Source organism: Desulfurivibrio alkaliphilus AHT 2 (assembly GCF_000092205.1).
Lineage (GTDB): Bacteria > Desulfobacterota > Desulfobulbia > Desulfobulbales > Desulfurivibrionaceae > Desulfurivibrio > Desulfurivibrio alkaliphilus.
This window is the reverse complement of record NC_014216.1, coordinates 1312041-1333929: the sequence shown is the minus strand read 5'-3', so window position 1 is coordinate 1333929 and position 21889 is coordinate 1312041. Positions and strand designations below refer to the sequence as shown.

The window sequence follows — 21889 nt, the reverse complement described above, 5'->3', positions numbered from 1 at the left end:
AACGATTACGGAAATACTATGAGCGCTTTGACTTTGCCGCTACCGGCGGTGGAACTGGTGCCGCAACGGCCGCCGATGCTGCTGGTGGATGAGTTGCTGGAATGGCAACCCGGGCGGGCGTTGGCCCGGGCCGTGGTGCCGGCGGCGGGCATCTGGGTTGATGCCGACAGCGGGGTGTCGGCGGAGTACTGGATAGAGCTGGTAGCCCAGGCCATGGCCGCCGCCAACGGTTATGACGCCCGGCGAGCAGGGGTTGCACCCGGCGGCGGGATGCTGGTGGGGGTGGATGCTTTTCGCTTGTTGTGCTCGCCCCGGCCCGGCGCCACGGTGCTGGTCGAGCTGGAGAAAACCTTTGAATTCGGGGCGGTGAAAATCATCCGGGGCTGGGTGCGTAGCGTCTCTTGCAAGGATGACCGGCCCGGCGATGTCGATCTGGCCGAAGTGGAAATCAAGGTATGGGAAGGAGATATGACCGAGGAGGGCCGATAATGGGTGTCCGGTGGCTGGTGAAATTAACCGGCTTGTTGCTGATCCTGCTTTTGCCGATTAACGGGGCCGCAGGGGAAAAGCAGGAAGAGCTGGCGGCTTTTTTGCAAAAGATTGACCGGTCTGCCGCCGAGATGCGCAGTATGAGTTGTGCCTTTACCCAGGAGAAGGAGCTGGCCATGTTCGACCGGCCGGTGGTCTTTCGCGGCCGGCTGGACCTGGTCAGGCCCGACCGCCTGCGCTGGGAATTTGCCAGCCCGATCAATTCGGTACTGATTTTCAAGGGTGACAGCGGCATGCGCTGTGACGGCAACTCGCCGCCGGTCCGTTTCGACCTGCAACAGGATCCGATTATGCGCATGGTGGCCCGGCAGCTCTGGCTGTGGCTGGGTGGTGAACACGAACGCCTGGCGGCGGAATATCACCTGTCGCTGGCCGCTGACGCCACCCTGTTGATTGAGCCTAAAGACCCGGCCGTGGCCGAGTTTGTCAGTTCCCTGACCATTGCCTTCAACCCGGAGACCCATCAGCCCCGGCAGGTTGAGATCAAGGAAGCCGGCGGCGATCTGACCAGACTTACCTTCCATGACTGCCAGCCCGATCCTGACCTCGACGACGCCCTGTTCAGCCGGTGCCATGACGGTGGGTGAGCCTCCGGCTCAGCCCCGGGGCGAATTTCCCCCGCCCACCGCCCGGCCGCGAGCGGTTCTGCTGCGCTGGCTGCTGGTGTTGCTGATTGTGCTGTCCGGGCTGTTGCTGGCCCTGCAACTCCAATTTAAAGAGGATGCCCTGGACCTGCTGCCGGGTAAGGCGGTACGGGGTGATCTGTCACTGTTGCAGCGGTTGGGTCTGGTGGACCGTATTTTTCTTACCCTGACCGTTGATCCCGCTTATTATTCTTCCTCCGCTGAAGCCCAAACGGCCCTGCAGCAAGGAGTGGCTCAGGTCGGTCGGGCCATGGCGGCCAGCGAGCTCATGGTGGAGGTGGTTTATCGCCTGCCGCCCGACCTGGCACGCAACCTGCCGAGTGAGCTGGGTCCTTACTTGCCGGTGCTGCTTGAGCGGCAAGATCTGGCCGGGCTGGCTTCCCGGCTGGATGAAGCGGGCCTGGCCCGGATCATGGATGACAACTTCAACCTGCTCAACAGTCCCGCCGGGATGGTGGTCAAAAGGCAGGTGCAGCAAGACCCCTTGGGCTTGCTTCCCCAGGTGTTGCAAAAACTATCCCGCCTGCAGCAGGAACATGATGCCACCATGGTGGACGGTTTTTTCCTCAGTGAAGATCGCCTCAGCGCCCTGATTTTGGCCGAGAGCGCGGTGCCGCTGACCGACTCCCGGGGAGCAGCCCAAACAGCCGAGTTGCTGCAGGCCATCATGAGCGATCATTTGCCCGCCGGGGTGGACTGGGGTGTTGTCGGCTCGCTGCCGCATACCCTGGCCAATTATCAGGCCGTCCAGCGCGACCTGCGGCTGTTGCTGCCGCTGGCCTCGGTGCTGTTGCTCACCATGCTGCTGGCCTCTCTGCGGGACGGCCGGGTGCTGCTGGTGCTGGCGATCCCGTTTCTGGCGGCCCCGGCCGCCATTGCCGTTATGGGGTTGGTGCATGGTCAGGTAAGTGCCCTGGCGCTGGGGTTTGGGATCGTGCTCATCGGTATTGCGGTTGATTTCGCGGTGCATATCTATCTGGCTCTGGCCCGGGAAGAGGGCGGTCATCAAGCCATGCTGCGCCGCCTGTTTCGCCCGGTGTCTTTAGCCACCCTTACCACGGCCGGGGTTTTTGTGGTGCTGCTTTTTTCCCAGGTCCCTTCCCACCGGCAGATGGCCACCCTGGCGCTTACCGGCATTCTGCTGGCGGTGATTTTTTCCTGGCTGCTGCTGCCAACCCTGATTGGCCGCCGCCAGCGCCCGCCGGCGGCTTGGTTCCGGCCTCCGGTGGTGATCTCTGCGGGCGGTCGGCTGCTGCTGTTGGGCCTCTGGGGTGCTTTGTTGCTTGGCGGTTTGCTTTCCTGGCCTGCGCTGCAGTATACCGGTGACCTGCGGGTGCTGGATGCGCCCGATGCCAAGGTGCTGGCCGCCGAGGAACATTTCAGAACCACCTGGGGCCGGGAAGGAGAACTGGCTTTTGTGGTGGCGGCCGGCGCCACCTTGGCTGAGGCGCAGGAGCATAATTTTGAGGTTTATCGCTATTTGCGGCAGCATGACTGGCCCCGCTGGCAAAGTATCGCTCCGCTGTTGCCGGCGCCTTCCGTGCAGCAACAGCGGCTGACGGACTGGCAGGCCTTCTGGGCGGCCCTGGGTGATGATTTCCCGGCGCGTTTCAGGCAAGCCGCCGGGCAGGCCGGTTTTGTTCCCACGGCCTTCGATTCATTTCTGAAGCGGTTGACCGCCCCGCCGGTGCTGCTGGAAGCGGAGGCAATACTGGCCGGGCCGTTGCGCCCGCTGTTGAGTATGATGGTGCGCAAGCCGGAGCAGCAGCAAAACCACCCCCACCCGGAGGAGTATCTGATGCTGACCACGGTGGAGTTGAGCGAACCCCACCATTTGCCGCAACTGCTGGCCCTGGCTGACGGGCAACCTGGGGTTACCGTGCTGGCCAACCAGAAATGGCGGCAGCAGGTGGAGCGGCTGCTGCGCCATGATCTGGCGGTACTGACCTCGGCGGCGGCGCTGCTGCTAATCCTGCTGGCGGTATTGTTCTTCCGCCGGCCTCGATCGGTGCTGGCGGTGCTGGCCCCGGTGCTGTCGGCCCTGGCGGCCATGATCCTGTTCTGCCGCTTGACCGGTGGTGAATTGAACATGATGCACCTGCTGATGGGGATCATGGTGATCGGCTTGAGTGTGGATTACGGTATTTTCGTGGTCTGTGCCCGGGGCGAGCGCCGTTCGGCCACCACCCTGCTGGCGGTTTCCATCTGTGCGGCCAGTTCCATGATCAGTTTCGGGGTGCTGGCCTTTGCTCAGCACCCGGCCCTCCACTCCCTGGGAGTTACCGTACTCTGGGGGATCGGGGCGGCCTGGCCGACGGCCTTGCTGGTCTCCCCGGTGCTGGCTGGAAATGCCTTGCCGGCCGAGCGCTAGGGTGGCCTACGGGAGGTTTAGATGAAAAAACTCGGCCTGTTTTTGCTGATCATGTTATGGGCTGCCGTCGGTTGCGCTTTACCCGCTCGCCCGCCGGAAACCGCCTGGCAGGAGCAGGTGGTCAGGCCGGGTGAGTTGTGGCGGCTGACCATCAGTCAGGGAGAAGAGCAGAAGTTTGCCGGTCTGCTGGGCACCAGGTTTGAAAACGATGGTCTGCATTACGTTTTGCTGGACGGCACCGGGATTACCCTTCTGGAAGCCCGGCTGGATGCCGCCGGTGAACGGCAGACCCTGCGGGAACTTGGGGTTTTTGAAGGGCACCGGCTGCCGGACTTTCTCGGCACCTCCCTGTACCGGATTTTTTTGCTGGAACCCGACGGCAGCCCATGTGGGCGAAATTTCCTGCTGCGCCTCTGTCGGCGGGCAACCAATGAGGGGGAAAAAAAATACGCCCGGCTCGGTCTGCTGCCGTTATGGTCGGTGAAGTATGTCAGTTCTGACCGGGATGCGGCGCCGGAGAGAATAACTTTTACAAACCCCTGGCTCGGGGTAACATTGCAACTGGTACCGGACGGGGGGTAAGCGCTCAGCAGCACCGCATCTTCGGGCGATCAGCCAGGCTTACGTACAGGGGGTACGCTGCGCCTGGCTGCTTGCCCGAACCTGCGGCGCTGCTGAACGCTTACGGCCCGTTATACCTGTTAGGTTAATACCCCTGGTGAACGGTTACGATGGGGGTTAATCATTAAGTGGAGATCGGGCATGTTATCTCTTGAGGAAGGATTGAGGCAATCCCTGCGTTCCTGGCGCCGGGAACAGCAGGATGAAGAGGGGATGTGGCTGGTTGGAGATTACTGCTTTGCCCCGGAATTTCCGGGGTTTGCCGGTCATTTTCCCGACCTGCCGATCCTGCCGGCGGTGGTGCAGTTGGCCGCTGTCCGTCAGCTGGCGGAACTGGCCGTTGCCGGCAAGTTGCTGACGGTGGGCTGCCGGGGGGCAAAATTCCGGGGCATGGTGCGGCCACAGGAGCTGCTTACGGTTTCTCTGCACCTGGTGCCCAGGGGTGAAGCCACCGGCTGGCAGGCGAAATTCAAATTGACCAAAGACGGCGGGCTGGTGGCCGGGGGCAAACTTGATTTGCGGCCGCTCAACCCTGTTGTGACTTGATTGACGTTTACCTTAATTGTGGTAACCGTTCACCAGGGGTGCTAACTTGCCGGTCTAACGGGCTGTAATCGTTCAGCAGTGCCGCAGATTCGGGTAAGCAGCCAGGCGCAGCGTACCCCCTGTACGTAAGCTTGGCTGATCGCCCGAAGGTGCGGTGCTGCTGAACGATTACTAATTCTGAGGTTGTCGAGTTTATGGGTTTTACCGAATATTTTCCGCCATCACCCGGCGACCCCGCACCTTTAGCGGTCACCGTCAGCCGCCGGGTCCGGTTTGAAGAGATCGACCTGATGGGCATTGTCTGGCATGGCCGGTATGTCAGCTATTTCGAGGACGGCCGGGTGGCTCTGGGTGATCGTTATGGTCTTGGTTACCGGGATTTTATCCGGCGCGGGGTCAGGGCCCCCCTGGTCCGCCTGCACATCGATTACCACGCTCCGCTCTACTTTGACGACACCATGGAGATAACTGCCTGCATGCACTGGAACGAGGCCATGCGGTTGGATTATTCCTTTCGCATCGAAGGGCCGGAAAGCCGGTTGGTGGCCCGGGGGTACTCCATGCAGTTGTTGACCGATGGGGATAATAATCTGTTGCTTTCCCCGCCGGACTGGATCGAGGAGTTCAAGGAACAGTGGCGCCGAGGAGAGCTGTAATGAAGCAGGTGGTGGTGGTCAAGAGCGCGATTGAGACGGCCCTGGGGGATGAGGAGGCCACCTGGCAGGGCTTGCTGGCTGGCCGCTGCGGATTACAGCGGCCGGCTATGGAAGGTTTTGCGGAAGGTTTTGCGGAAGGCTTTGCGACCCCGTGGGTAATGGGCCGGGTTGCCGGCCTGGACGCCGCCCCGGGCAGCGATGAGCGCCTGCAGACCCTGCTGCGCCGGCTGCTGGCCGGTGTTCCGGCTTTACCCCCGAAAACCGCTCTGATTTGCGCCACCACCAAGGGCGCCGTTGATGAACTGCTGACCCCCGCCGATGGTTACTGGCCGGGACAGCCTCCGGAGCTGGCGGCAACCATGGCCGACTGGCTGGGAATCGAGCACGAATGCCGGACGGTGAGTGCGGCCTGTGCCTCGGGTACGGTGGCCGTTATGGAAGCTCTCATGCGGCTGGCTCGCGGGGAGTGCGAGGCCGCCCTGGTGGTTGGGGTGGACCTGCTGAGCCGTTTTGTGTTGGCCGGTTTTGCCGGATTGCAGGCCTTGGCGGCTGAAGGTTGCCGCCCTTTTGACGCTGAACGGGACGGGCTTTCTTTGGGTGAGGGCGGCGGCTGGTTGCTGCTGACCACCGCAGAGCAGGCCGCCGCTCGGCAATGGCCGGTGCAGGCCGCCATCGCCGGGTACGGGATTTCCTGCGATGCCACCCATATCACCGCGCCCTGCCGGCAGGCCAGCGGCCTGATCAGGGCCCTTAAGCAGGCCACGGAGCAGGGGAGGCTGCCGGTGGGCGGGATCAACGCCCACGGCACCGGCACCACTTATAACGATGCCATGGAGCTGCTGGCCTTTGGCACCATCTGGCCCCAGCCGCCGCCGGTGCATTCGGTAAAGGGGGCCATCGGCCACTGCCTGGGAGCCGCCGGGGTCATGGAGGCGGCTTTGGCCATCCGCAGCCTGCAGGCCGGGGTGCTGCCGCCCACCGTCGGCCTGCGGCAAGCGGCCGACGAGCAGGTGCCAATCAGCGGCACCCGGGCCCTGCCTTTACGCCACCCTTCGGTGTTGAGCTGTAATTCCGGCTTCGGCGGAATCAACGCCGCCCTGCTTTTCTGCCGCCCCTGAACGCCTTAAGACTGACTGAAATCGATGTGGTAGCTGTAAACATCGTCTTCCATCCGGCTTTGCACGGTGTAGCCGCTGTGGTTGAAGATCGCCTGCATGCGGCGGTTGTCGCGCAGTACCTCGGCGGTGAAACCGGCAATACCGTTGCGTTTGGCGATGCTGACCAAGTGCTTGAACAGGGCTTTGCCCAGGCCCCGATTCTGCCAGTCATCGCGGATGACAAAGGCCACCTCGGCCCGGTTGGTTTTTTCATCAAGATAATAGCGTCCAACGGCGATGATGTCCTCTCCGTGGGCTTCCGGCACGGTGCCGGCGATGGCCGCGTCCTTGCGATGATCGATGTAGACGAAGTTTTTGATTTCCTTGTGGGTAAAGCGGCCGCTGGCGCTCATAAAGCGGTAATACAGGGTCTCCCGGGACAGCGCGTAGAGCAGGTCTTTCATCCGGGGTTCATCGGTGGGGTGGACCGGGCGGAAGGAGACCTGGGTGCCGTCCTCCAGCAGAGTGGTGGTGGCCAACTCGCCGGAGGTTAGCAGTACCCGGCCGTCAAGATCGGCCAACTCCCGGTGCAAATAATTGGCCTCCAAGGCTTCGCGGAAAAGCTGTTCCCGAAATTTGGGGTGGGCGATACTGATCAAGGCCATGGCCCGTTCCCGCACGCTTTTGCCGTGCAGGTAAGCAATGCCATGCTCGGTGACCACATAGTGGACCTCGCCCCGAGTGGTGACCACCCCGGCGCCGGGGGTTAGCCGGGTGACGATTCTCGACACCTCGCCGTTTCGAGCCGTTGATTCCATGGCGATTACGGCCTTGCCGTCAAGGGAACGGGCTGCCCCCCGGTTGAAGTCCACCTGCCCGCCGATCCCGGAAAAGAAGCGTGACCCCAGGGAATCGGCGCAGACCTGGCCGGTGAGATCAATCTCCAGCGCCATGTTGATGGCCACCATCTTGTGCTGGCGGCCGATGATATAGTCGTCGTTGACGTATTCGGTGGGGCGAAAGCTGAACAGTGGGTTGTTGTTGACAAAGTCATAAAGCTTTCTGGTGCCCATGCAGAAGCTGGTGACGATTTTGCCCCGGTCCATGGTTTTGCGGGCTCCGCTCACCGCCCCGGCCTCGATTAAGGCCAGCATGGAATCGGTGAGCATCTCGGTGTGAATCCCCAAATCTTTTTTGTCTTTCAGGAATTGAGCCAAGGCGTGGGGAATGCGGCCAATCCCGAACTCCAGGGTGGAACCGTCTTCGATCAGCGAGGCAATCTGTTCCCCGATCCGGCGCGTGGAGGCGGTGGGGGTGCTGGATTGACGCTCGATGAGCTCCGTTGCCTGGGGGACCAGCAAGTCGATATCGTAAATATCGATGAAGCTGTCGCCCAGGGTTCGCGGCATCCGTGGATTGACCTGGGCGATGACCAGCGAGGCGTTTTCGGTGGCGCTCTTAACCACGTCCACCCCGATACCCAGGCTTACCTTGCCCCGGCTATCTGGCTCGGACACCTGGATTAAGGCCACATCCAGGGGCAGTTGCCCGGAGGAGAAAAGCCGGGGGATGTCCGAGAGCAGGGTGGGGGTGTAGTCCCCCAGGCCCTGCTGGATCAATTCCCGCACCGTCCGGCCGATGAAAAAACTGTTAATGTGAAAACAATCCTGGAGTTGTTTGGTGGCGGAAGCGGCCTCGCCTTTGGTGAGCAGCTGGATGATCTCCACGTCGCTTAATTCTCCGCACCGGCGGGTGAGCGCCTCGACCAGGGCTCCGGGTGCGGCGCAGGCGGTGCCGATAAACACCCGCTGGCCCGGCCGTACCAGCGCCAGAGCCTGATCGGCGCTGCGAATCATGTCCTGATATTTCTCCTGCCAGGCAGGATCCGGTTGGGCCTGTAAATGTGAAGTCATGTTTCCAACCTCATGCTTTTTCCAGGGTAATACGGGCGTCGGCGACCATTGGCTGCTGCCCGATTTCACCGACAATAAAGGGGTTGATGTCCAGCTCGGCGATTTGCGGGAAATCGGTGGTCAATTGGCTGATGCGTTGCAGCCCCTGGGCGATGGCGGCCAAGTCCACCCCCCGTTGCCCTCGGCGCCCTTCCAGAATTTCATAGGAACGGGTGCTTTTCAGCATCTGGATGGCTTCGGCCTCGCTGATGGGAGCCAGATGAAAGGTAACATCCTTCATTACCTCGACGAAGATGCCGCCCAGCCCGAACATCAGCATGGGGCCGAACTGGGCATCGCGGCTCATGCCGATGATTACCTCCAGGCCCTTGCCCAGCATCTTCTCCACGTAAATACCCTCAATTCTGGCTTCCGGGGCGCGTTGACCGATCCGCAGGGTCATCAGGTCAAAGGCGTCCCGGGCCGCTTCGGCGTCGATGAGATTGAGCTTGACCCCGCCCAGATCCGATTTGTGGATAATATCGGGGGAGACCACCTTCATGGCCACCGGGAAACCTACGCGCTGGGCCGCTTCCACCGCTTCGTCGGCGGTGGTGGCCAGGTAGCCCTCGGGTATCTGAAAGCCGTAGGCACCAAGGATACTCTTGGCCCGCACCTCGCCCAGTTGACGGTGGCCGGAGCGCCGGCGGCGGGTGATGATCCGCTCCGCCCGGCGCCGGTTCACCCGGAACCGGGTGACCACTCGTGGCGGCCGTCGTCGCCAGCTGGCATAATCATGCATGGCCTTCAAAGCGGTTATGGCCCGCTCCGGTGAGGGGTAGTCCGGCAGGCCGGCGGCCACCAGTTCGGTGCGGCCGGGCATGACCTCAACCCCGCCCATGAAGGCCGCCAGCACCGGTTTGTCGCCCTTCAGGGCGGAGGTGATGGCCCGGGCCGTGGCCGCCGGTTGGGTCATGGCCTGGGGGGTCAGGATAACCACGATGGCGTCCACCGCTGGGTCGTCCTGGGCGGCGGTTACGGCAGCGGCATAGCGCTCCGGCTCGGCATCACCCAGCACGTCAATGGGGTTGCCAACACTGGCGGCCCGGGGCAGTTTTTCCTTTAAGGCGGCGGCGGTGTTCTTATCCAGCATCGCCACCTGCAGGCCCGCCTGTTCCACGGCGTCGGCGGCCATGGTGCCCGGGCCTCCGGCATTGGTGATAATCAGCACCCGCGGGCCCCGGGGCAGAGGCTGCATGGCCAGGGCGGTGGCGCAGTCGAACAGCGATTCAAAGGTGTCGGCACGGATCACCCCGGCCCGGCGAAAAGCGGCGCCATAGGCAATGTCGGCCCCTGCCAGCACGCCGGTGTGAGAGGTGGCGGCCTGGCGACCGGCTTCGGTGGTGCCGGATTTAAGGATTATCACCGGCTTATGGTTGCTGGCCTCGGTGGCGGCCTTGACAAAGTCGTCGCCGGAGCTGATATCTTCCAGGTAGGCAACAATCACCCCGGTTTGCTCATCGTCGGTCAGGGCCGACAATAGATCCACTTCATTGAGATCGGCCTTGTTACCTATGCTGACCAGCTTGGCCAGCCCCAAATGGCGCTCTGCGGCCAGATCGAGAATGGCGGTGGCCAGGGCCCCGGACTGGGAAATCACCGAGATGTTGCCGCAAGCCGGCATTTCGCCGGCGAAGGAGGCGTTGAGCCGGTGATGGCTGTTAATCAGCCCCAGGCAATTGGGGCCCAGCAGGCGGACCTGCTGCTGGCGGCACCGGGCGGCCAGTTTCTTTTCCAGCTCCGCGCCGGTTGCATCCATTTCTTTGAAACCGGCAGTGATCACTGCCACCGCCCGGGCTCCGGCGGCCAGACAATCTTCCACCGCCTCTTCCACCAAAGAGCGAGGTACGGCAATAACTCCCAGGTCGATCTGTGCCCCGGCGCCTTTCAGGGTCGGCCAGCAGGGAAGGCCAAGGATCTCATCGGCGACGGGATTAACCGGCAGCACACGGCCGGCAAAACCGCCGGCTATGAGATTGGCCAGGATATCGTGGCCCACCTTGCCGGGAGTGCGCGATGCACCAATAACAGCGATACTTTGAGGGGTAAGCAGTGATTCTAAGGCAGCCATGTCTGTGCTTTCCGTATGTTTTGTTAAACGCTTCGGCCAATTACCACGTCTTTTCCTTGAAGCCGGCGGCGGCCAGGACCTTGTGGACCGCCGGTAAATTACAGGTGTTGACCCGCAGGTAGATCAGATTCTCTTCGCCGGCTTTTTGGCCCTTTACCTTGAGCAGTCTGGTGAAGTGGAGGTCGGCGGCCTCCAGGGCGGCACCAAGGCGGCTTAATGGCCGGGGTGAGCCGTCATCGATGATGACCAGCATGGCCGAACCCCGTTCGCCCAGGCCAAAAAGGTTGCGGTAGGCTCTCATCAGGTCACGGACGGAAAAGATTCCCAGCACCCTGTTTTGGCCGTCCACCACCGGCAGAGCGCCGACCTGTTCCCGGTCCAGCAGCAGCAGGGCATCGTCGATGCTGGCTTCCGTCGAGAGGGTGTGCACGGCTTGGCTCATAATTGCGCTGACCGGTTTGTGCTCCAGCTCGGCCAGGTGCTGCCGGTTGTCCTGGTCGAGGACGCTGGAAGGGTAGGCCGAACGCAGATCCCGGTCGGTGACCATTCCCAGCAGCCCCCCTTCTTTGTCCACCACCGGCAGGTGGCGAAAATGGTGAGATTTGAGCAGGGCCCGGGCGGCGGGAATGGTTATTTCGGGTGAAATAGTGACGGGCGGGGCGCTCATGTATTTTTTGATTTCCATACCGGCTTCCTTGTGTTGGTAGCTTAGTGGTGGTTTAACTTATCTGCCAGGATGATCCGGGGGGACGGCCAGCAAACCTTCCAGGAAATTGCCCAGGCACCGGACCAGCAGGTCGGGCTGGTAGCCTCCTTCCAGCAGAAAAAGCAGCCTGCCGGGGCAATGGCGGGCGGCACTGGCGGCGGCATGGCGGCCAAGCCGCCGGTAAAGCTCGCTGCTGTAGCTTAGCCCGGACATGTCGTCATGGTGGTGGCCGTCAAAACCGGCGGCGATAATCAGGGCCTCGGGGGCAAAGCTTTGCAGGGCAGGGTCAATTACCTCGTCGAGCAGCCGCAGCACCAGATCGTCGCCGCTTCCCGGCGGCAGAGGCAGGTTGAGGGTGGTCCCCCGCCCCGCACCCTGGCCCCGTTCCTCGCTCCAGCCGGTACCGGGGAAGCTCCAGGTGGGATGTTCGTGGATACTCAGGTAAAAAACCTCCGGGTCATCTTCGAAGGCGGCCTGGATACCGTTACCGTGATGGGCGTCCCAGTCGATTATCATGATTTTTTTACGATCATGGCGTTGTTGCCAGTAACGGGCCGCCACCGCCGCGTTGTTGAGAAAACAAAAACCCAAGGGGGTGGAGCGCTCGGCATGGTGTCCCGGCGGGCGGATCAGGGCACCGGCGGCGGTGGCGTTGGCGGCTTCCAGCCGGTCGATGGCCGCCAGGCCGGCGCCGGCGGCCAGCAGAGCGACCCGATAAGTGTCGTAACTTAAACGATTGTCCGGGTGATCCAGGTAACCTCGTTCCGCCAGTGCCGCTTCTTCCAGGCGCAGCAGATATTCCTCCGTATGGATCGCGGTCAGTTCCCGGCGGGCGGCGGGGCGGGGTGGCAGGGTGCTGATGGCGTCTGCCGGAAGCCGATGGTCGGGAAAGCCCAAGGCTTGCCGCTGGTAAACGGCTTGCAGCCGGGCCGGACTTTCGGGGTGATCGAGGCCGGTGTCGTGTTGGAGAAAATCGTCGTCGTTGACCAGCAGCAGCTTGGGAGGTGGTAAAGACATGCTTATGGTGTAGCTGTTCGGCCGTCGTTTTGTCAAGCCATGACCGTAACGCTTATGCCGCTACCCTGCCGATTCTTCCAGGTCATCGCGGGGTTGATGACAATGAGCTTGCATCGCGAGCCGGAAAAGGTCATGATTAGCCGTTAGCTGAGTTTGGCCGACCTTGAAAAACGGCTGAGAAGGTGAGGGATGAACTTTTTTTCTGCAAAAGAAGCGCAACTGCTGGAGTTGAAAAAGGCCCTGGCGGATAAGGAAGCGCGGCAGCTCTCTCCCCTGGCCGCCCGGAGCAGCGAGGGGACGCGGCGCCGGGGGGAAGAGCGGGGCGATCACCGTTTGCCCTTTGCCACCGACACCGACCGCATCCTCCATTCCCGTAGCTATACCCGTTATATCGATAAGACCCAGGTTTTTTACATGGTCCGCAACGACCATATCACCCACCGGGTGCTGCATGTCCAGCTGGTTTCCAAAATCGCCCGCACCATCGGCCGTTTTTTGGGCCTTAACGAGGATCTGATCGAGGCCATTGCCCTGGGGCACGATATCGGCCACCCGCCTTTCGGCCATGACGGCGAGAAGCTGCTGGATGAGCTTTGCCGGGAGCATGGGCTGCCCTCCTTTCAGCACAACCTGCAGAGCGTGATTTTTCTGGAAGAGATCGAAAAGCAGGGGCGGGGGCTGAACCTGACCCTGCAGGTCCTGGATGGGATCATGTGCCATGACGGCGAGATTCACCAGCGTATGCTTCGGCCCGAGCGCAGCAAGACCTTTGCCGATTTTGACCGGGAGTTTGCCGCCAAGCAGCAGGACGGCAAGCTGGAGTTGTCTCCCATGACCCTGGAGGGTTGCGTGGTGCGGCTGGCCGATACCATTGCCTACATCGGCCGGGACATTGAAGACGCCATCGAGCTGGGGATGATCAGCCGGGATCAGCTGCCTGCGGAAGTGGTTGAGGTGCTGGGTAACAGCAACGGTTCCATGGTTTACCGGCTGGTTACCGACCTGATCGTGGGCGGGATCGAAGGCGACCGGATTGCCTTTTCACCGCAGGTTTCCGAGGCCCTGTATAACTTGAAGCAATTCAACTATCAGCGAATTTACCTGAATCCGTTGATCAAGCAAGGGATTGATCTGATCGGCATCTGTTATCGGACCATGTTTGAGCGTTATCTCGACGACCTGGCCGGCAATAGAGCCGATTCGCCGATCGTTAAAGAATTTCTGGCGCCACTGGAGCCGGGTTACCGCCAACGGACCGGCGATGTGGCCGTGGTGCGGGATTTTATTGCCGGCATGACCGACGATTACTTCTTGCGTCAGGCTGCCGCCTGCGGTTGCCGCTTGCCGGAGGTGCGCCAAACCCTGGGAAAAAAAAATGAACCGTGAAAGCCAGGCTACGAGCACCATCCGCCGGATCCTCGTCGTCGACAACAACCCGTTGATCGTCAAAATGTTGGAGCGCTTCCTGACCGATGAGGGTTTTGAGGTGAAAAGCGCCGCCGACGGCCTGGCGGCCCTGCAGGTCCTGGATGAATATACCCCTGATCTGATCTTTGTCGACCTGATCATGCCCAATATCAGCGGTGAGAAATTATGCCGGGTAATTCGGGCCACCGACTCTCTGCGGGGAGTGCGCCTGGTGGTGCTGTCCGCCGTGGTGGCGGAGGAAAATGTCGATTTTCAGGCCTTCGGCGCCGATGCCTGCATCGCCAAGGGGCCTTTTGCCGAGCTTAAAGAAAATATTCGGGCGGTGCTGGCCATGCTGGTTCAGCAACCAGAGCAGGCCGCCCGGGAAATTATCGGCCGGGAGAATCTGCTGCAGCGGGGGGTAACCCGGGAGTTGCTGGATATCCGCCGTTACTTTGATGCCATTTTGCAGAGCATGAGTGACGGTGTGGTGCAGTTAAGCCGGCAGCGGCGGATTGTGTTTGTTAACCGGGCGGTGACGGAGATGATCGGCTGGCCGGAGGAAAAGATTCTTTCCAGCAACTTACTCGATCATCTTTCAGCCGCAGCCGCCACCCTGCTGGAGGCGGCCCTGGTTGACCGGGAGCGGGAAATCGCCACCACCGGCAAAGTAGCCGCCCCATGCGTTATCGGGGAAGAGGAAGAGGTTTTGCTGGGGGGGCGGCAGGTGCTGTTGACCTTGCTGCCGCTTGTCGAACGTCAAGACTCGTCCTGCTGGCTGGTGATGCAGGACATTACCGAGCGCAAGCGGGCGGCCGCTTTGCAGCAACGTTACCAGCAGCAGTTGGAGGAGGAAATAGAGCGGCAGACCGCCGAGCTGGCGCAGCGTTACCGGGAATTGCAGTCCGAGGTGGAGCGGCGCAAGCAGACGGAAGCAGCTCTGCAGGCCTCCCATGACGAGCTGGAGGCAAGGGTGGCCGCCCGTACGGCGGAGGTGGAAAAACTCTACAGCCAACTGCTCCATTCGGAAAAGCTAAGGGCGGTGGGCAAGCTGGCTGCCTCCATTGCCCATGAGTTCAACAACCCGATCTGCGGTATTCGCAATGTTCTCCAGGGTCTGCAACGTCGACAGACCCTGGCGGCCGGGGATCACGATCTGGTGGCCATGGCGGTGCGGGAGTGTGATCGGGTAGCCCGCCTGACCAGCGATCTGCAAAGCTTCAATCGGCCCACCTCATCCCAGCTGGTTATGCTGGATGTGCACGCGGCCCTGAAGGATATTCTCCTGCTGTGCCAGAAAGATCTGGAAAACGGCAAGGTTGAGGTGCGGCAGGAGTTGGCTCCGGATCTGCCGCCGGTGCGGGCAGTGCCCGATCAGTTAAAACAGGTCTTTCTCAACTTGCTGACCAATGCCCGGGAAGCCATCGGTCCGACCGGCGGGCGGATCGTCATCGCCACCCGCCGGGAAGACGATGAGGTGATGATCAGCTTTTGTGACAGCGGTTGCGGGATCGCCGCCGAGAACCTGGAGCGCATCTATGAGCCTTTTTTTTCCACCAAGCCGGCGGTTAAGGGTACCGGGCTGGGCTTGGCGGTAAGCTACGGGATTGTGCAACGGCACGGCGGTCGCCTGGAGGTGGAGAGCCGGGAGGGGCAGGGAGCTTGCTTCAAGCTCTTTTTGCCGTTGCCAAAACAGTAAGCGGTCACGGGGTACCCCACCTTGCGGCGATCAGCCCGGCTTGCGGAGGGGACAGTTTTGAAAACTGTCCCCGATTACGCGGCGCCGGTCTGCTTGCCCGAAGATGAGGTGCGGCTGTTCGCTTACAGAGGTGAGGGGGCATGCATAAACATAAAGCAAAGATTCTGCTGGTTGACGATGAGGAACTGATCAGGGCCAGCCTGGCCATGGATTTGGCGGAGGCCGGCTACTCGGTTGCAGCGGCTGCGGGCGGCGAGGAGGCCCTGGAGATGTTTCGCCGGGGCGAGTTTGATCTGGTGATCACCGATCTGCTGATGGAGGGGATGGATGGACTTGAACTGCTGCGCGGTCTGCGGAGTGAAGCGCCGGAGGTTGGCGTGATGATCCTCACCGGATACGGGGCCCTGCCCACGGCCATTGAGGCCATCCGGCTCGGGGCCGATGATTATTTACTTAAGCCTTACCAGTTTGAAGAGTTGCAGATCAGGCTTGATATCTGCCTGGAAAAGCGGGCTCTGAAGAAACGGATCAAGGCCTATGAGGGGATTTTGCCGGTCTGTTCGGTCTGCCGGAAGATTCGTGACGACGAGGGGCGGGAGCCGGGCAGCGGCCCCTGGCTGAGCATGGAAAAATTCCTGGCCCAGAAGGCCGGCCTGCGCTCAAGCCACACCTACTGCCCCCACTGTTTTGAACAGGTAACCAAAGAGCTGGAATAGAAAACCGTGAAAAAGCCGCCCGGGACATTCTGTTAAGGTGCCCCCAAAAGGGTGGCCATAATAAGGTAACCGTTCAGCAGTGCCGCAGATTAGGGCAAGCGGCCCGGCGCCGTAATCCGGGGACAGTTTCTAAAACTGTCCCCTCTGCAAGCGCCGGGCCGATCGCTCGAAGATGCGGTGCTGCTGGACGGTTACCCTATACGAAGGCAATGTCCACCGAGGGCCGCAGTTCGGCACAGGCGGCCAGGGCCTGGTGGATCTTGTGGTTTTTGAAAGCTGCCAGCAAATCCTGGTTGGCCGGTTTGCCGGCGTCGAAGTCGGTCATGGCTTGCTGGCTGAGGTTGTAATCAAACCGCGGGGCCCACTTGCGGGAACCCAGGCGGGCGGTGGTGGAGCAGTTGTCCACCATGAAGGCCACCCCTTTGTGGTGCATATAGGGATTCAGCGAGTCCACCGCCTCGATTACCGATTCGTTGGCCACCTCGCTCAGGCAATGGCCCTTTTCAATGAGCAGGTCGATCTGGGCCATCATGGTGGCGCAGTAAACCCCGGCGGTGAAGGGGTGGATTTTGGTCTCTCCGCTCCTGGCCGCCCGCACCTTTTCTCCCACCTGCCACATCCGGGTGCCGTCGATGGTGCCCATGGGGAAGCGCTCGTGGCGCTGGCCGGCCATGATCACGCTGCGGATCTCGTTGCAGCTGGAAACCTCGTCGTAGATCTCCAGCAGGATGTCGAAGGCGGGCCGGTAGGAATGGGAGTAGGCCCGTTCGAAAATTTCCCGGTCCTCGCCGCTCAACTGTTCGTAAACGGCGATGATCCCTTGGTATGAGATGGTTTTGCTGATCGGGCCGGTGATGGTTTCCACCGAGTCGATAAAGGCCTGGCTCTCGTCCCGGCCCTCTTCCATCACGTAGCGGCGGTAGAGCATTTCCACGATCCCGTGCACCGCCCCCAGCAGGATGCCCCGTTCGCCGAAGATGTCGCTGCGGAACTCGTGGCCCAGGCTGGTCTTGAAGATATAGGGTGCGCCCACCGCCACGGCCCAGCCCAGGGCCTGGTCGGTGGCCTTGCCGTCGATGTCCTGTTCCACTGCAAAACTGCTGTTGATACCGGCCCCGTTGACCTCCTTGCCCAGCACGTACAGGCGGCGAACCGAAGGCCCCATGCCCTTGGGGCAAACGCCGATCACATTGATGTTCTTGGGAAAGTATTTGCCGATGCTCTCCAGGTAGCCCAGCAGGAAACCGTGGGACAGCCCCAGGGTGGAGCCGGGTTGGAGGTTGTCGAAGACCTGCTGATAATGCTCGGCCTGGGCGGCATCGGAGATCAGCAGCAGCACCATCTCCGACTCCCGGATCACCTGGTACATTTCCCCCAGGGTGCCGGCTTCCTCGGTAAAGCCGGCTTCGCGGGCGGCGGCCATGGACGAGCTGCCCGGCCGCAGGCCGATTTTTACCCGGATGTCGGTGCCCTCCAGGGAGTCCCGCAGGTTCTGGGCCTGGGCCGGCCCCTGGGAGCCCCAGCCGATGACCCCGATCTGCTTGATGCCGGCAAAGGCCTTGGGGAGCAAGGAAAATTTGTCACGGCCGCCGCGGACGATCATCTCTTCGGTATCGGCCAGTTTCAGGGTTTCAGTAGCAAAAACATCGGACTTGAAAGTCAGATCCATGGGTATATTCCTCCGTGCTGATGGATCTCCGGGGCTGGTTCTCCGGGATTAATGGTCAATCTTCCCTTATAACCGAAAGCGATTGGCTCGTAAATGATAAAAACGGCCGGGCGCATGACAAGGTCAAAGTCATTGGTGGCGGCCCCCGTCCAGCTCCCAGGTGATCTTGAAGTTGCCCTCGGCCGCTTGCCCGAGGCGTAACAGCAGCCGGTGGCCGATGCTTTCCTGCCAGTTCAGGCTGTTTTGCAACACCACCACCGCCGTCAGGTTTTCCCGGTCCAGCCCGATATAACTGCTGTAACCGCTGACGTAGCCGACCTGGTAGGTGATGGTCAAGTCATCCACCTGGCTTATGGCCCAGGCCAACGCTCGGTCATCCTGGTCCGAGTCCTTCACCCGCACCTCCAGGGTATCCTGCAGGGCCCGGGCCAAAACCGGCTGCCTGGGGGGGTGCAAATGGGCGGCGGCATAGCTGAGCAAATCGTAAGCATTGGTATACAGCCCCGCCGCCCCGTGGAGGATGTCGGTAAACTCCCATTCGGGAACCGGTCGGCCGCGGCGGATGAATTTGGGGTGATCCCCGGCATGGGGAAACGCCCGCTGATGATAGCCGGGCAATTGCGCCGGGTCATAACCGGTGGCCTGCATGCCCAGGGGCAGCAGCACTTTGTCGTTGATCAGGGTGGCCAGCTCTTTGCCGGTTACTCTTTCCAGGGTATGGCCGAGCAGGCCGTAGCCGATGTTGGAATAGCGGACGCCCGGGTGTTCCGGCGCCTTGAAACCGGCCAGGTAATCCAACAGGTAATCCCGGTCGAGGTAGCGATAAAAATTGTTTCCGGTAAATAGAAACTCGGTGAAATAGACAAGAAATCGCGGTGTAAAAGGGTGTCGCGGGAGTCCCGAGGTGTGGGTGGCCAGTTCCAGCAGGGTGATTTTTTGCGCATCAGGGCTGAATAAAGCGGCCTCCGGCAACAGATCTTTCATGGTGTCGTGCCAGGAGAGCCGTCCTTCCTGCACCAGCACAGCGGCGGCGGCGCTGACCAGGCCCTTGCTTGATGACCCGATGGCAAACAGGGTTTCTCCATCGGGCCGGTGGCCGCCTTTGGTCCTGGTGGTCCCGTAACCAAAGGTCTGCCGGCTGCCGTCGGGCAGCAGCACTCCCACCACCAGGGCCGGGGTGGTGTTGCGCTGTTGAAGCGGGCGAACCAGATCTTCCACCTCGGCCCCGACATCGCCGGTCCGGGCCAGACGCCGGGCGCCCTCCTGGTCGGGTTCGAGTTCAATACGGGTAAATGGCCCGCCGCAGGCCGCCGGCAGGAGTAACAACACAACAGCCGCCGTCAGTTGTAATAAGGTTGTAAGCTTTGGCATGCCGACCAACATGGGCTGGTTTTGCGGCCCCCGTCCAAGGGTGATTTATGAAGTTGCCCTGCCGAGGGCATATTATTGCATGATCTTAAGGGCGAGATATGTTATGAAAACGGGGATATGTCAACCGTTAATCAAGACCGTCTCAGGGCAACATGAAACTGATAGTGCCAAGTTTTGAACGGGCCCGCCTACTGGTGATCGGCGATCTGATCCTCGATCGTTACCTGTACGGCGCTACCCGTCGTATCTCACCGGAGGCCCCGGTGCCGGTGCTGCATGTGGATCGGGAAGAAGAGCAGCGCGCCGGCGGGGCAGGCAATGTGGCCCTTAATATCGCGGCCCTGGGCGCCGAGGTGACTTTGCTCGGCCTTACCGGCAGGGATGAGGAAGGGGAAGCCCTTAAAAATATCCTGACCGCGCAAAAAGTTCGCTGTGATTTTAACTCGCCGGGGCAGCAGCGCACCATCAACAAACTTCGTATCCTCAGTCGCCACCAGCAATTGTTGCGGGTTGATCGGGAAGCACCCTTCAGTGCAAGTGATGCCGCGTCGCTGACGGAAAAGTTTCGCCACTTGCTGTCCTCGGTATCGGTGGCGATTCTCTCCGACTACGGCAAGGGAACTTTGAGCCATAGCCGTGAGTTGGTGACAACGGCCCGGGAAATTGGGGTTCCGGTGCTGGTCGATCCCAAAAGCCGGGATTTTAACGACTACCGCGGCGCCACCCTGCTGACCCCCAACCTGAGCGAATTTGAAGCGGTGGCCGGTGAGAGTCGCAGTGAGGCGGAGCTGGCGGAGCGGGCCCTGCGGGTGGCCGAAGAGTGCCGCCTGGATGCCCTGCTGGTTACCCGCGGAGCCCAGGGCATGACCCTGGTTCAGACCGACGGCTCGTCACCTCTGCACCTGCCCACCCAAGCGCGGGAGGTCTTTGATATTACCGGGGCCGGCGATACGGTGATTGCCATTCTGGGGGCGTCGCTGGCGGCGGGACTTTCCTTGCCCGAGGCGGTACAACTGGCCAATATCGGGGCCGGGATCGTGGTGGGCAAGCTGGGCACCGCCACGGTTTCGGTGCCCGAGCTGCGCCGGGCGTTGCATGTTCCCGAAGAATTTCCACGCGGGGTGTTGGGGGAGGAAGAACTGCTGGCGGCGGTGGCGGCGGCGCGGGCCGGCGGTGAACGGATTGTGATGACCAACGGCTGTTTTGATTTGCTGCATGCCGGTCATGTTTCATATCTTAAGCAGGCCCGGCAACTGGGTGATCGCCTGCTGGTGGCGGTTAATGATGACGCTTCGGTGCGGGCCCTGAAGGGGCCGGGGCGCCCCATTAACCCTTTGGAACAGCGGCTGGAGGTTTTGGCCGGGCTGGCGGCGGTGGACTGGGTGATTCCTTTTGCCGAAGAAACGCCCCGCCGGCTTATTTGCCGGGTGTTGCCCGACGTGCTGGTCAAGGGTGGGGACTACCGCCCGGAGCAAATCGCCGGCCACGACTGCGTGCTGGCCGCCGGCGGTGAGGTGAAAGTTCTTGGTTTTGCTCACGGTTGCTCCAGCAGCCGGATGATCGCCAGGATTAACGAGGCTCGGAAAGAGGTGGAGGAGAGATGATCGAGGCGCAGTTGGCGGAAACCAGTCGGGTCATGGAGGCCATGGCCGCCGATAAGGGGTTGGCCGCCACCCTGGCGGCTGCGGCGACGGCTTGGGTGAAATGCCTGCAAAACGGCGGCAAGATTTTGCTGGCCGGCAACGGCGGCAGTGCCGCCGATGCCCAACATGTGGCGGCGGAACTGGTGGGGCGTTTTGCCTTTGATCGCCCCGGTTTGCCGGCGGTGGCCCTTACCACCGACACCTCGATCATTACCGCCGTGGGCAACGATTACGGTTTTGAGCAGCTTTTTGCCCGCCAGGTACAGGCCCTGGGCGTTAAGGGGGATGTGCTGGTCGGCTACTCAACTTCCGGTGGTTCGGAAAACGTGTTACGGGCCCTGGAAGTGGCGCGGGCCGGCGGCCTGATAACCGTGGGCTTCACCGGCGGCAAGGGGGGAGATGGTCCGATGGCGGCTCGATGTGATTATCTGCTGGTGGTGCCGGCGGAGAACACCGCCAGGATCCAGGAGGGGCACCTGGTGCTGGGGCATATTATCTGCGGCCTGGTGGAAAATACCCTCTTTGGCAACCAGGAAGGTTGAGTGAGGCATGAGCGGTCGGCCGGCCCTGTTCTTGGATCGTGACGGCGTGATCAACGAGGACTACGCCTACGTCTGCCGTCGGCAGGATTTTGTCTTTGTGGAGGGCATTTTTGAGCTGTGCCGTACCGCCAGGCAGCGGGGCTACCTGCTGGTGGTGGTGACCAATCAGTCCGGTATCGGCCGGGGTTATTTTAATGAGACCGACTTTCTGGCCCTCAACGACTGGATGTGCCGGGTTTTCGCCACCGAAGGCTGCCCCATCGATGCCGTTTACTTTTGCCCATATCATCCGGAACACGGGCAGGGGGAGTATAAAAAGGACGCCGCCTGTCGCAAGCCGCAACCGGGGATGATCCGGCAGGCCGCCCGCGAACACGGGATCGATCTTGCCGGGTCGGTGCTGGTGGGTGATCGGGAGAGCGATATTGCAGCTGGCCTGGCGGCGGGCATCGGCCGCAATATTCTCTATGACCCGGCTGGTAGCAGCAGCGCCCGCCCGGTCAAAGGGGCCAGCGCGGTGGTGCAAAGTCTGGCCGCCGTCCAGGCTTACCTTTAAAAATGTGTAATCGTTCAGCAGCACCGCACCTTCGGGCGATCAGCCAGGCTTGAGTA

At 61.5% G+C, this 21889-nt stretch carries 19 protein-coding genes; 13 read left to right on the top strand and 6 right to left on the bottom strand.

Annotated features, from left to right (window positions below):
- The first annotated feature begins 18 nt into the window (after positions 1–18).
- From DAAHT2_RS05705 to DAAHT2_RS05675, 7 genes are all read left to right on the top strand, one after another.
- Positions 19–489 (top strand): hotdog family protein, encoded by a 471-nt coding sequence (locus tag DAAHT2_RS05705; protein ID WP_013163346.1) that lies wholly within the window; start codon positions 19–21, stop codon positions 487–489.
- The gene (locus tag DAAHT2_RS05700) at positions 489–1136 is read left to right on the top strand and encodes a LolA family protein (protein ID WP_013163345.1); all 648 of its coding nucleotides are present in this window, start codon (positions 489–491) and stop codon (positions 1134–1136) included. Before DAAHT2_RS05705 ends, DAAHT2_RS05700 begins: the two co-directional genes overlap by 1 nt.
- On the top strand, positions 1072–3564 hold the full coding sequence (locus DAAHT2_RS05695; protein ID WP_041718835.1) for an MMPL family transporter: 2493 nt from the start codon (positions 1072–1074) through the stop codon (positions 3562–3564). Before DAAHT2_RS05700 ends, DAAHT2_RS05695 begins: the two co-directional genes overlap by 65 nt.
- Before the next feature lie 21 nt (positions 3565–3585).
- Entirely contained in the window at positions 3586–4146 is a 561-nt protein-coding gene (locus tag DAAHT2_RS05690; RefSeq protein ID WP_013163343.1) for a hypothetical protein, read from the top strand.
- Positions 4147–4326: 180 nt separating this feature from the next.
- On the top strand, positions 4327–4731 hold the full coding sequence (locus tag DAAHT2_RS05685; protein WP_013163342.1) for a 3-hydroxyacyl-ACP dehydratase FabZ family protein: 405 nt from the start codon (positions 4327–4329) through the stop codon (positions 4729–4731).
- 194 nt (positions 4732–4925) lie between these two features.
- Positions 4926–5387 (top strand): acyl-CoA thioesterase, encoded by a 462-nt coding sequence (locus DAAHT2_RS05680; RefSeq protein ID WP_013163341.1) that lies wholly within the window; start codon positions 4926–4928, stop codon positions 5385–5387.
- Positions 5387–6505 carry a beta-ketoacyl synthase N-terminal-like domain-containing protein gene (locus DAAHT2_RS05675; protein ID WP_013163340.1) on the top strand — a complete coding sequence of 373 codons (1119 nt, stop codon included), beginning with the start codon at positions 5387–5389 and terminating at the stop codon, positions 6503–6505. The genes DAAHT2_RS05680 and DAAHT2_RS05675 overlap by 1 nt, the downstream gene beginning before the upstream one ends.
- Before the next feature lie 5 nt (positions 6506–6510).
- Here DAAHT2_RS05675 and DAAHT2_RS05670 read toward each other — a convergent pair whose 3' ends face one another.
- Genes DAAHT2_RS05670 through DAAHT2_RS05655 form a run of 4 tightly spaced genes read right to left on the bottom strand, consistent with a single transcriptional unit; the run spans position 6511 to position 12230 of the window.
- Complete coding sequence (locus DAAHT2_RS05670) at positions 6511–8397, bottom strand: bifunctional acetyl-CoA hydrolase/transferase family protein/GNAT family N-acetyltransferase (protein WP_013163339.1); 1887 nt, start codon at positions 8395–8397, stop codon at positions 6511–6513.
- A gap of 10 nt (positions 8398–8407) precedes the next feature.
- Entirely contained in the window at positions 8408–10507 is a 2100-nt protein-coding gene (locus DAAHT2_RS05665; RefSeq protein ID WP_013163338.1) for an acetate--CoA ligase family protein, read from the bottom strand.
- 40 nt (positions 10508–10547) lie between these two features.
- The gene (locus tag DAAHT2_RS05660) at positions 10548–11192 is read right to left on the bottom strand and encodes a CBS domain-containing protein (RefSeq protein WP_013163337.1); all 645 of its coding nucleotides are present in this window, start codon (positions 11190–11192) and stop codon (positions 10548–10550) included.
- Positions 11193–11231: 39 nt separating this feature from the next.
- Complete coding sequence (locus DAAHT2_RS05655; RefSeq protein WP_013163336.1) at positions 11232–12230, bottom strand: histone deacetylase family protein; 999 nt, start codon at positions 12228–12230, stop codon at positions 11232–11234.
- A gap of 189 nt (positions 12231–12419) precedes the next feature.
- Here DAAHT2_RS05655 and DAAHT2_RS05650 point away from each other — a divergent pair, with 189 nt between their 5' ends.
- The 3 genes from DAAHT2_RS05650 (at position 12420) to DAAHT2_RS05640 (ending at position 16052) form a co-directional block, all read left to right on the top strand.
- Positions 12420–13616 carry a deoxyguanosinetriphosphate triphosphohydrolase family protein gene (locus DAAHT2_RS05650; protein WP_013163335.1) on the top strand — a complete coding sequence of 399 codons (1197 nt, stop codon included), beginning with the start codon at positions 12420–12422 and terminating at the stop codon, positions 13614–13616.
- Positions 13606–15336 carry a hybrid sensor histidine kinase/response regulator gene (locus tag DAAHT2_RS05645; protein ID WP_013163334.1) on the top strand — a complete coding sequence of 577 codons (1731 nt, stop codon included), beginning with the start codon at positions 13606–13608 and terminating at the stop codon, positions 15334–15336. The genes DAAHT2_RS05650 and DAAHT2_RS05645 overlap by 11 nt, the downstream gene beginning before the upstream one ends.
- A 140-nt stretch (positions 15337–15476) precedes the next feature.
- Positions 15477–16052 carry a response regulator gene (locus DAAHT2_RS05640; protein WP_013163333.1) on the top strand — a complete coding sequence of 192 codons (576 nt, stop codon included), beginning with the start codon at positions 15477–15479 and terminating at the stop codon, positions 16050–16052.
- Positions 16053–16248: 196 nt separating this feature from the next.
- On the opposite strand, the gene DAAHT2_RS05635 is transcribed toward DAAHT2_RS05640, so the two are convergent.
- Both DAAHT2_RS05635 and DAAHT2_RS05630 read right to left on the bottom strand, forming a co-directional pair.
- Positions 16249–17721 (bottom strand): ketol-acid reductoisomerase, encoded by a 1473-nt coding sequence (locus tag DAAHT2_RS05635; RefSeq protein WP_013163332.1) that lies wholly within the window; start codon positions 17719–17721, stop codon positions 16249–16251.
- 129 nt (positions 17722–17850) lie between these two features.
- Positions 17851–19050, bottom strand: coding sequence for a serine hydrolase domain-containing protein (locus DAAHT2_RS05630; RefSeq protein ID WP_013163331.1), 1200 nt, complete (start codon positions 19048–19050; stop codon positions 17851–17853).
- Positions 19051–19244: 194 nt separating this feature from the next.
- On the opposite strand from DAAHT2_RS05630, the gene hldE reads away from it, so the two are divergent.
- From hldE to DAAHT2_RS05615, 3 genes are read left to right on the top strand one after another with little or no spacing between them, the layout of a single operon-like run.
- Positions 19245–20696, top strand: a complete 1452-nt coding sequence (hldE, locus tag DAAHT2_RS05625; protein WP_013163330.1) for a bifunctional D-glycero-beta-D-manno-heptose-7-phosphate kinase/D-glycero-beta-D-manno-heptose 1-phosphate adenylyltransferase HldE — start codon at positions 19245–19247, stop codon at positions 20694–20696.
- Positions 20693–21277, top strand: coding sequence for a D-sedoheptulose 7-phosphate isomerase (locus DAAHT2_RS05620; protein WP_013163329.1), 585 nt, complete (start codon positions 20693–20695; stop codon positions 21275–21277). The genes hldE and DAAHT2_RS05620 overlap by 4 nt, the downstream gene beginning before the upstream one ends.
- 7 nt (positions 21278–21284) lie before the next feature.
- A complete protein-coding gene (locus DAAHT2_RS05615) occupies positions 21285–21833 on the top strand; it encodes a D-glycero-alpha-D-manno-heptose-1,7-bisphosphate 7-phosphatase (protein WP_013163328.1) in 549 nt (182 codons plus the stop codon).
- Positions 21834–21889: the final 56 nt, after the last annotated feature.

Excerpts from the sequence above, each read along its gene's own strand:
- DAAHT2_RS05705 (WP_013163346.1), top strand. The coding sequence starts at position 19 with ATGAGCGCTTTGACTTTGCCGCTACCGGCGGTGGAACTGGTGCCGCAA.
- DAAHT2_RS05700 (WP_013163345.1), top strand. The coding sequence starts at position 489 with ATGGGTGTCCGGTGGCTGGTGAAATTAACCGGCTTGTTGCTGATCCTG.
- DAAHT2_RS05695 (WP_041718835.1), top strand. The coding sequence starts at position 1,072 with ATGACTGCCAGCCCGATCCTGACCTCGACGACGCCCTGTTCAGCCGGT.
- DAAHT2_RS05690 (WP_013163343.1), top strand. The coding sequence starts at position 3,586 with ATGAAAAAACTCGGCCTGTTTTTGCTGATCATGTTATGGGCTGCCGTC.
- DAAHT2_RS05685 (WP_013163342.1), top strand. The coding sequence starts at position 4,327 with ATGTTATCTCTTGAGGAAGGATTGAGGCAATCCCTGCGTTCCTGGCGC.
- DAAHT2_RS05680 (WP_013163341.1), top strand. The coding sequence starts at position 4,926 with ATGGGTTTTACCGAATATTTTCCGCCATCACCCGGCGACCCCGCACCT.
- DAAHT2_RS05675 (WP_013163340.1), top strand. The coding sequence starts at position 5,387 with ATGAAGCAGGTGGTGGTGGTCAAGAGCGCGATTGAGACGGCCCTGGGG.
- DAAHT2_RS05670 (WP_013163339.1), bottom strand. The coding sequence starts at position 8,397 with ATGACTTCACATTTACAGGCCCAACCGGATCCTGCCTGGCAGGAGAAA.
- DAAHT2_RS05665 (WP_013163338.1), bottom strand. The coding sequence starts at position 10,507 with ATGGCTGCCTTAGAATCACTGCTTACCCCTCAAAGTATCGCTGTTATT.
- DAAHT2_RS05660 (WP_013163337.1), bottom strand. The coding sequence starts at position 11,192 with ATGGAAATCAAAAAATACATGAGCGCCCCGCCCGTCACTATTTCACCC.
- DAAHT2_RS05655 (WP_013163336.1), bottom strand. The coding sequence starts at position 12,230 with ATGTCTTTACCACCTCCCAAGCTGCTGCTGGTCAACGACGACGATTTT.
- DAAHT2_RS05650 (WP_013163335.1), top strand. The coding sequence starts at position 12,420 with ATGAACTTTTTTTCTGCAAAAGAAGCGCAACTGCTGGAGTTGAAAAAG.
- DAAHT2_RS05645 (WP_013163334.1), top strand. The coding sequence starts at position 13,606 with ATGAACCGTGAAAGCCAGGCTACGAGCACCATCCGCCGGATCCTCGTC.
- DAAHT2_RS05640 (WP_013163333.1), top strand. The coding sequence starts at position 15,477 with ATGCATAAACATAAAGCAAAGATTCTGCTGGTTGACGATGAGGAACTG.
- DAAHT2_RS05635 (WP_013163332.1), bottom strand. The coding sequence starts at position 17,721 with ATGGATCTGACTTTCAAGTCCGATGTTTTTGCTACTGAAACCCTGAAA.
- hldE (WP_013163330.1), top strand. The coding sequence starts at position 19,245 with ATGAAACTGATAGTGCCAAGTTTTGAACGGGCCCGCCTACTGGTGATC.
- DAAHT2_RS05620 (WP_013163329.1), top strand. The coding sequence starts at position 20,693 with ATGATCGAGGCGCAGTTGGCGGAAACCAGTCGGGTCATGGAGGCCATG.
- DAAHT2_RS05615 (WP_013163328.1), top strand. The coding sequence starts at position 21,285 with ATGAGCGGTCGGCCGGCCCTGTTCTTGGATCGTGACGGCGTGATCAAC.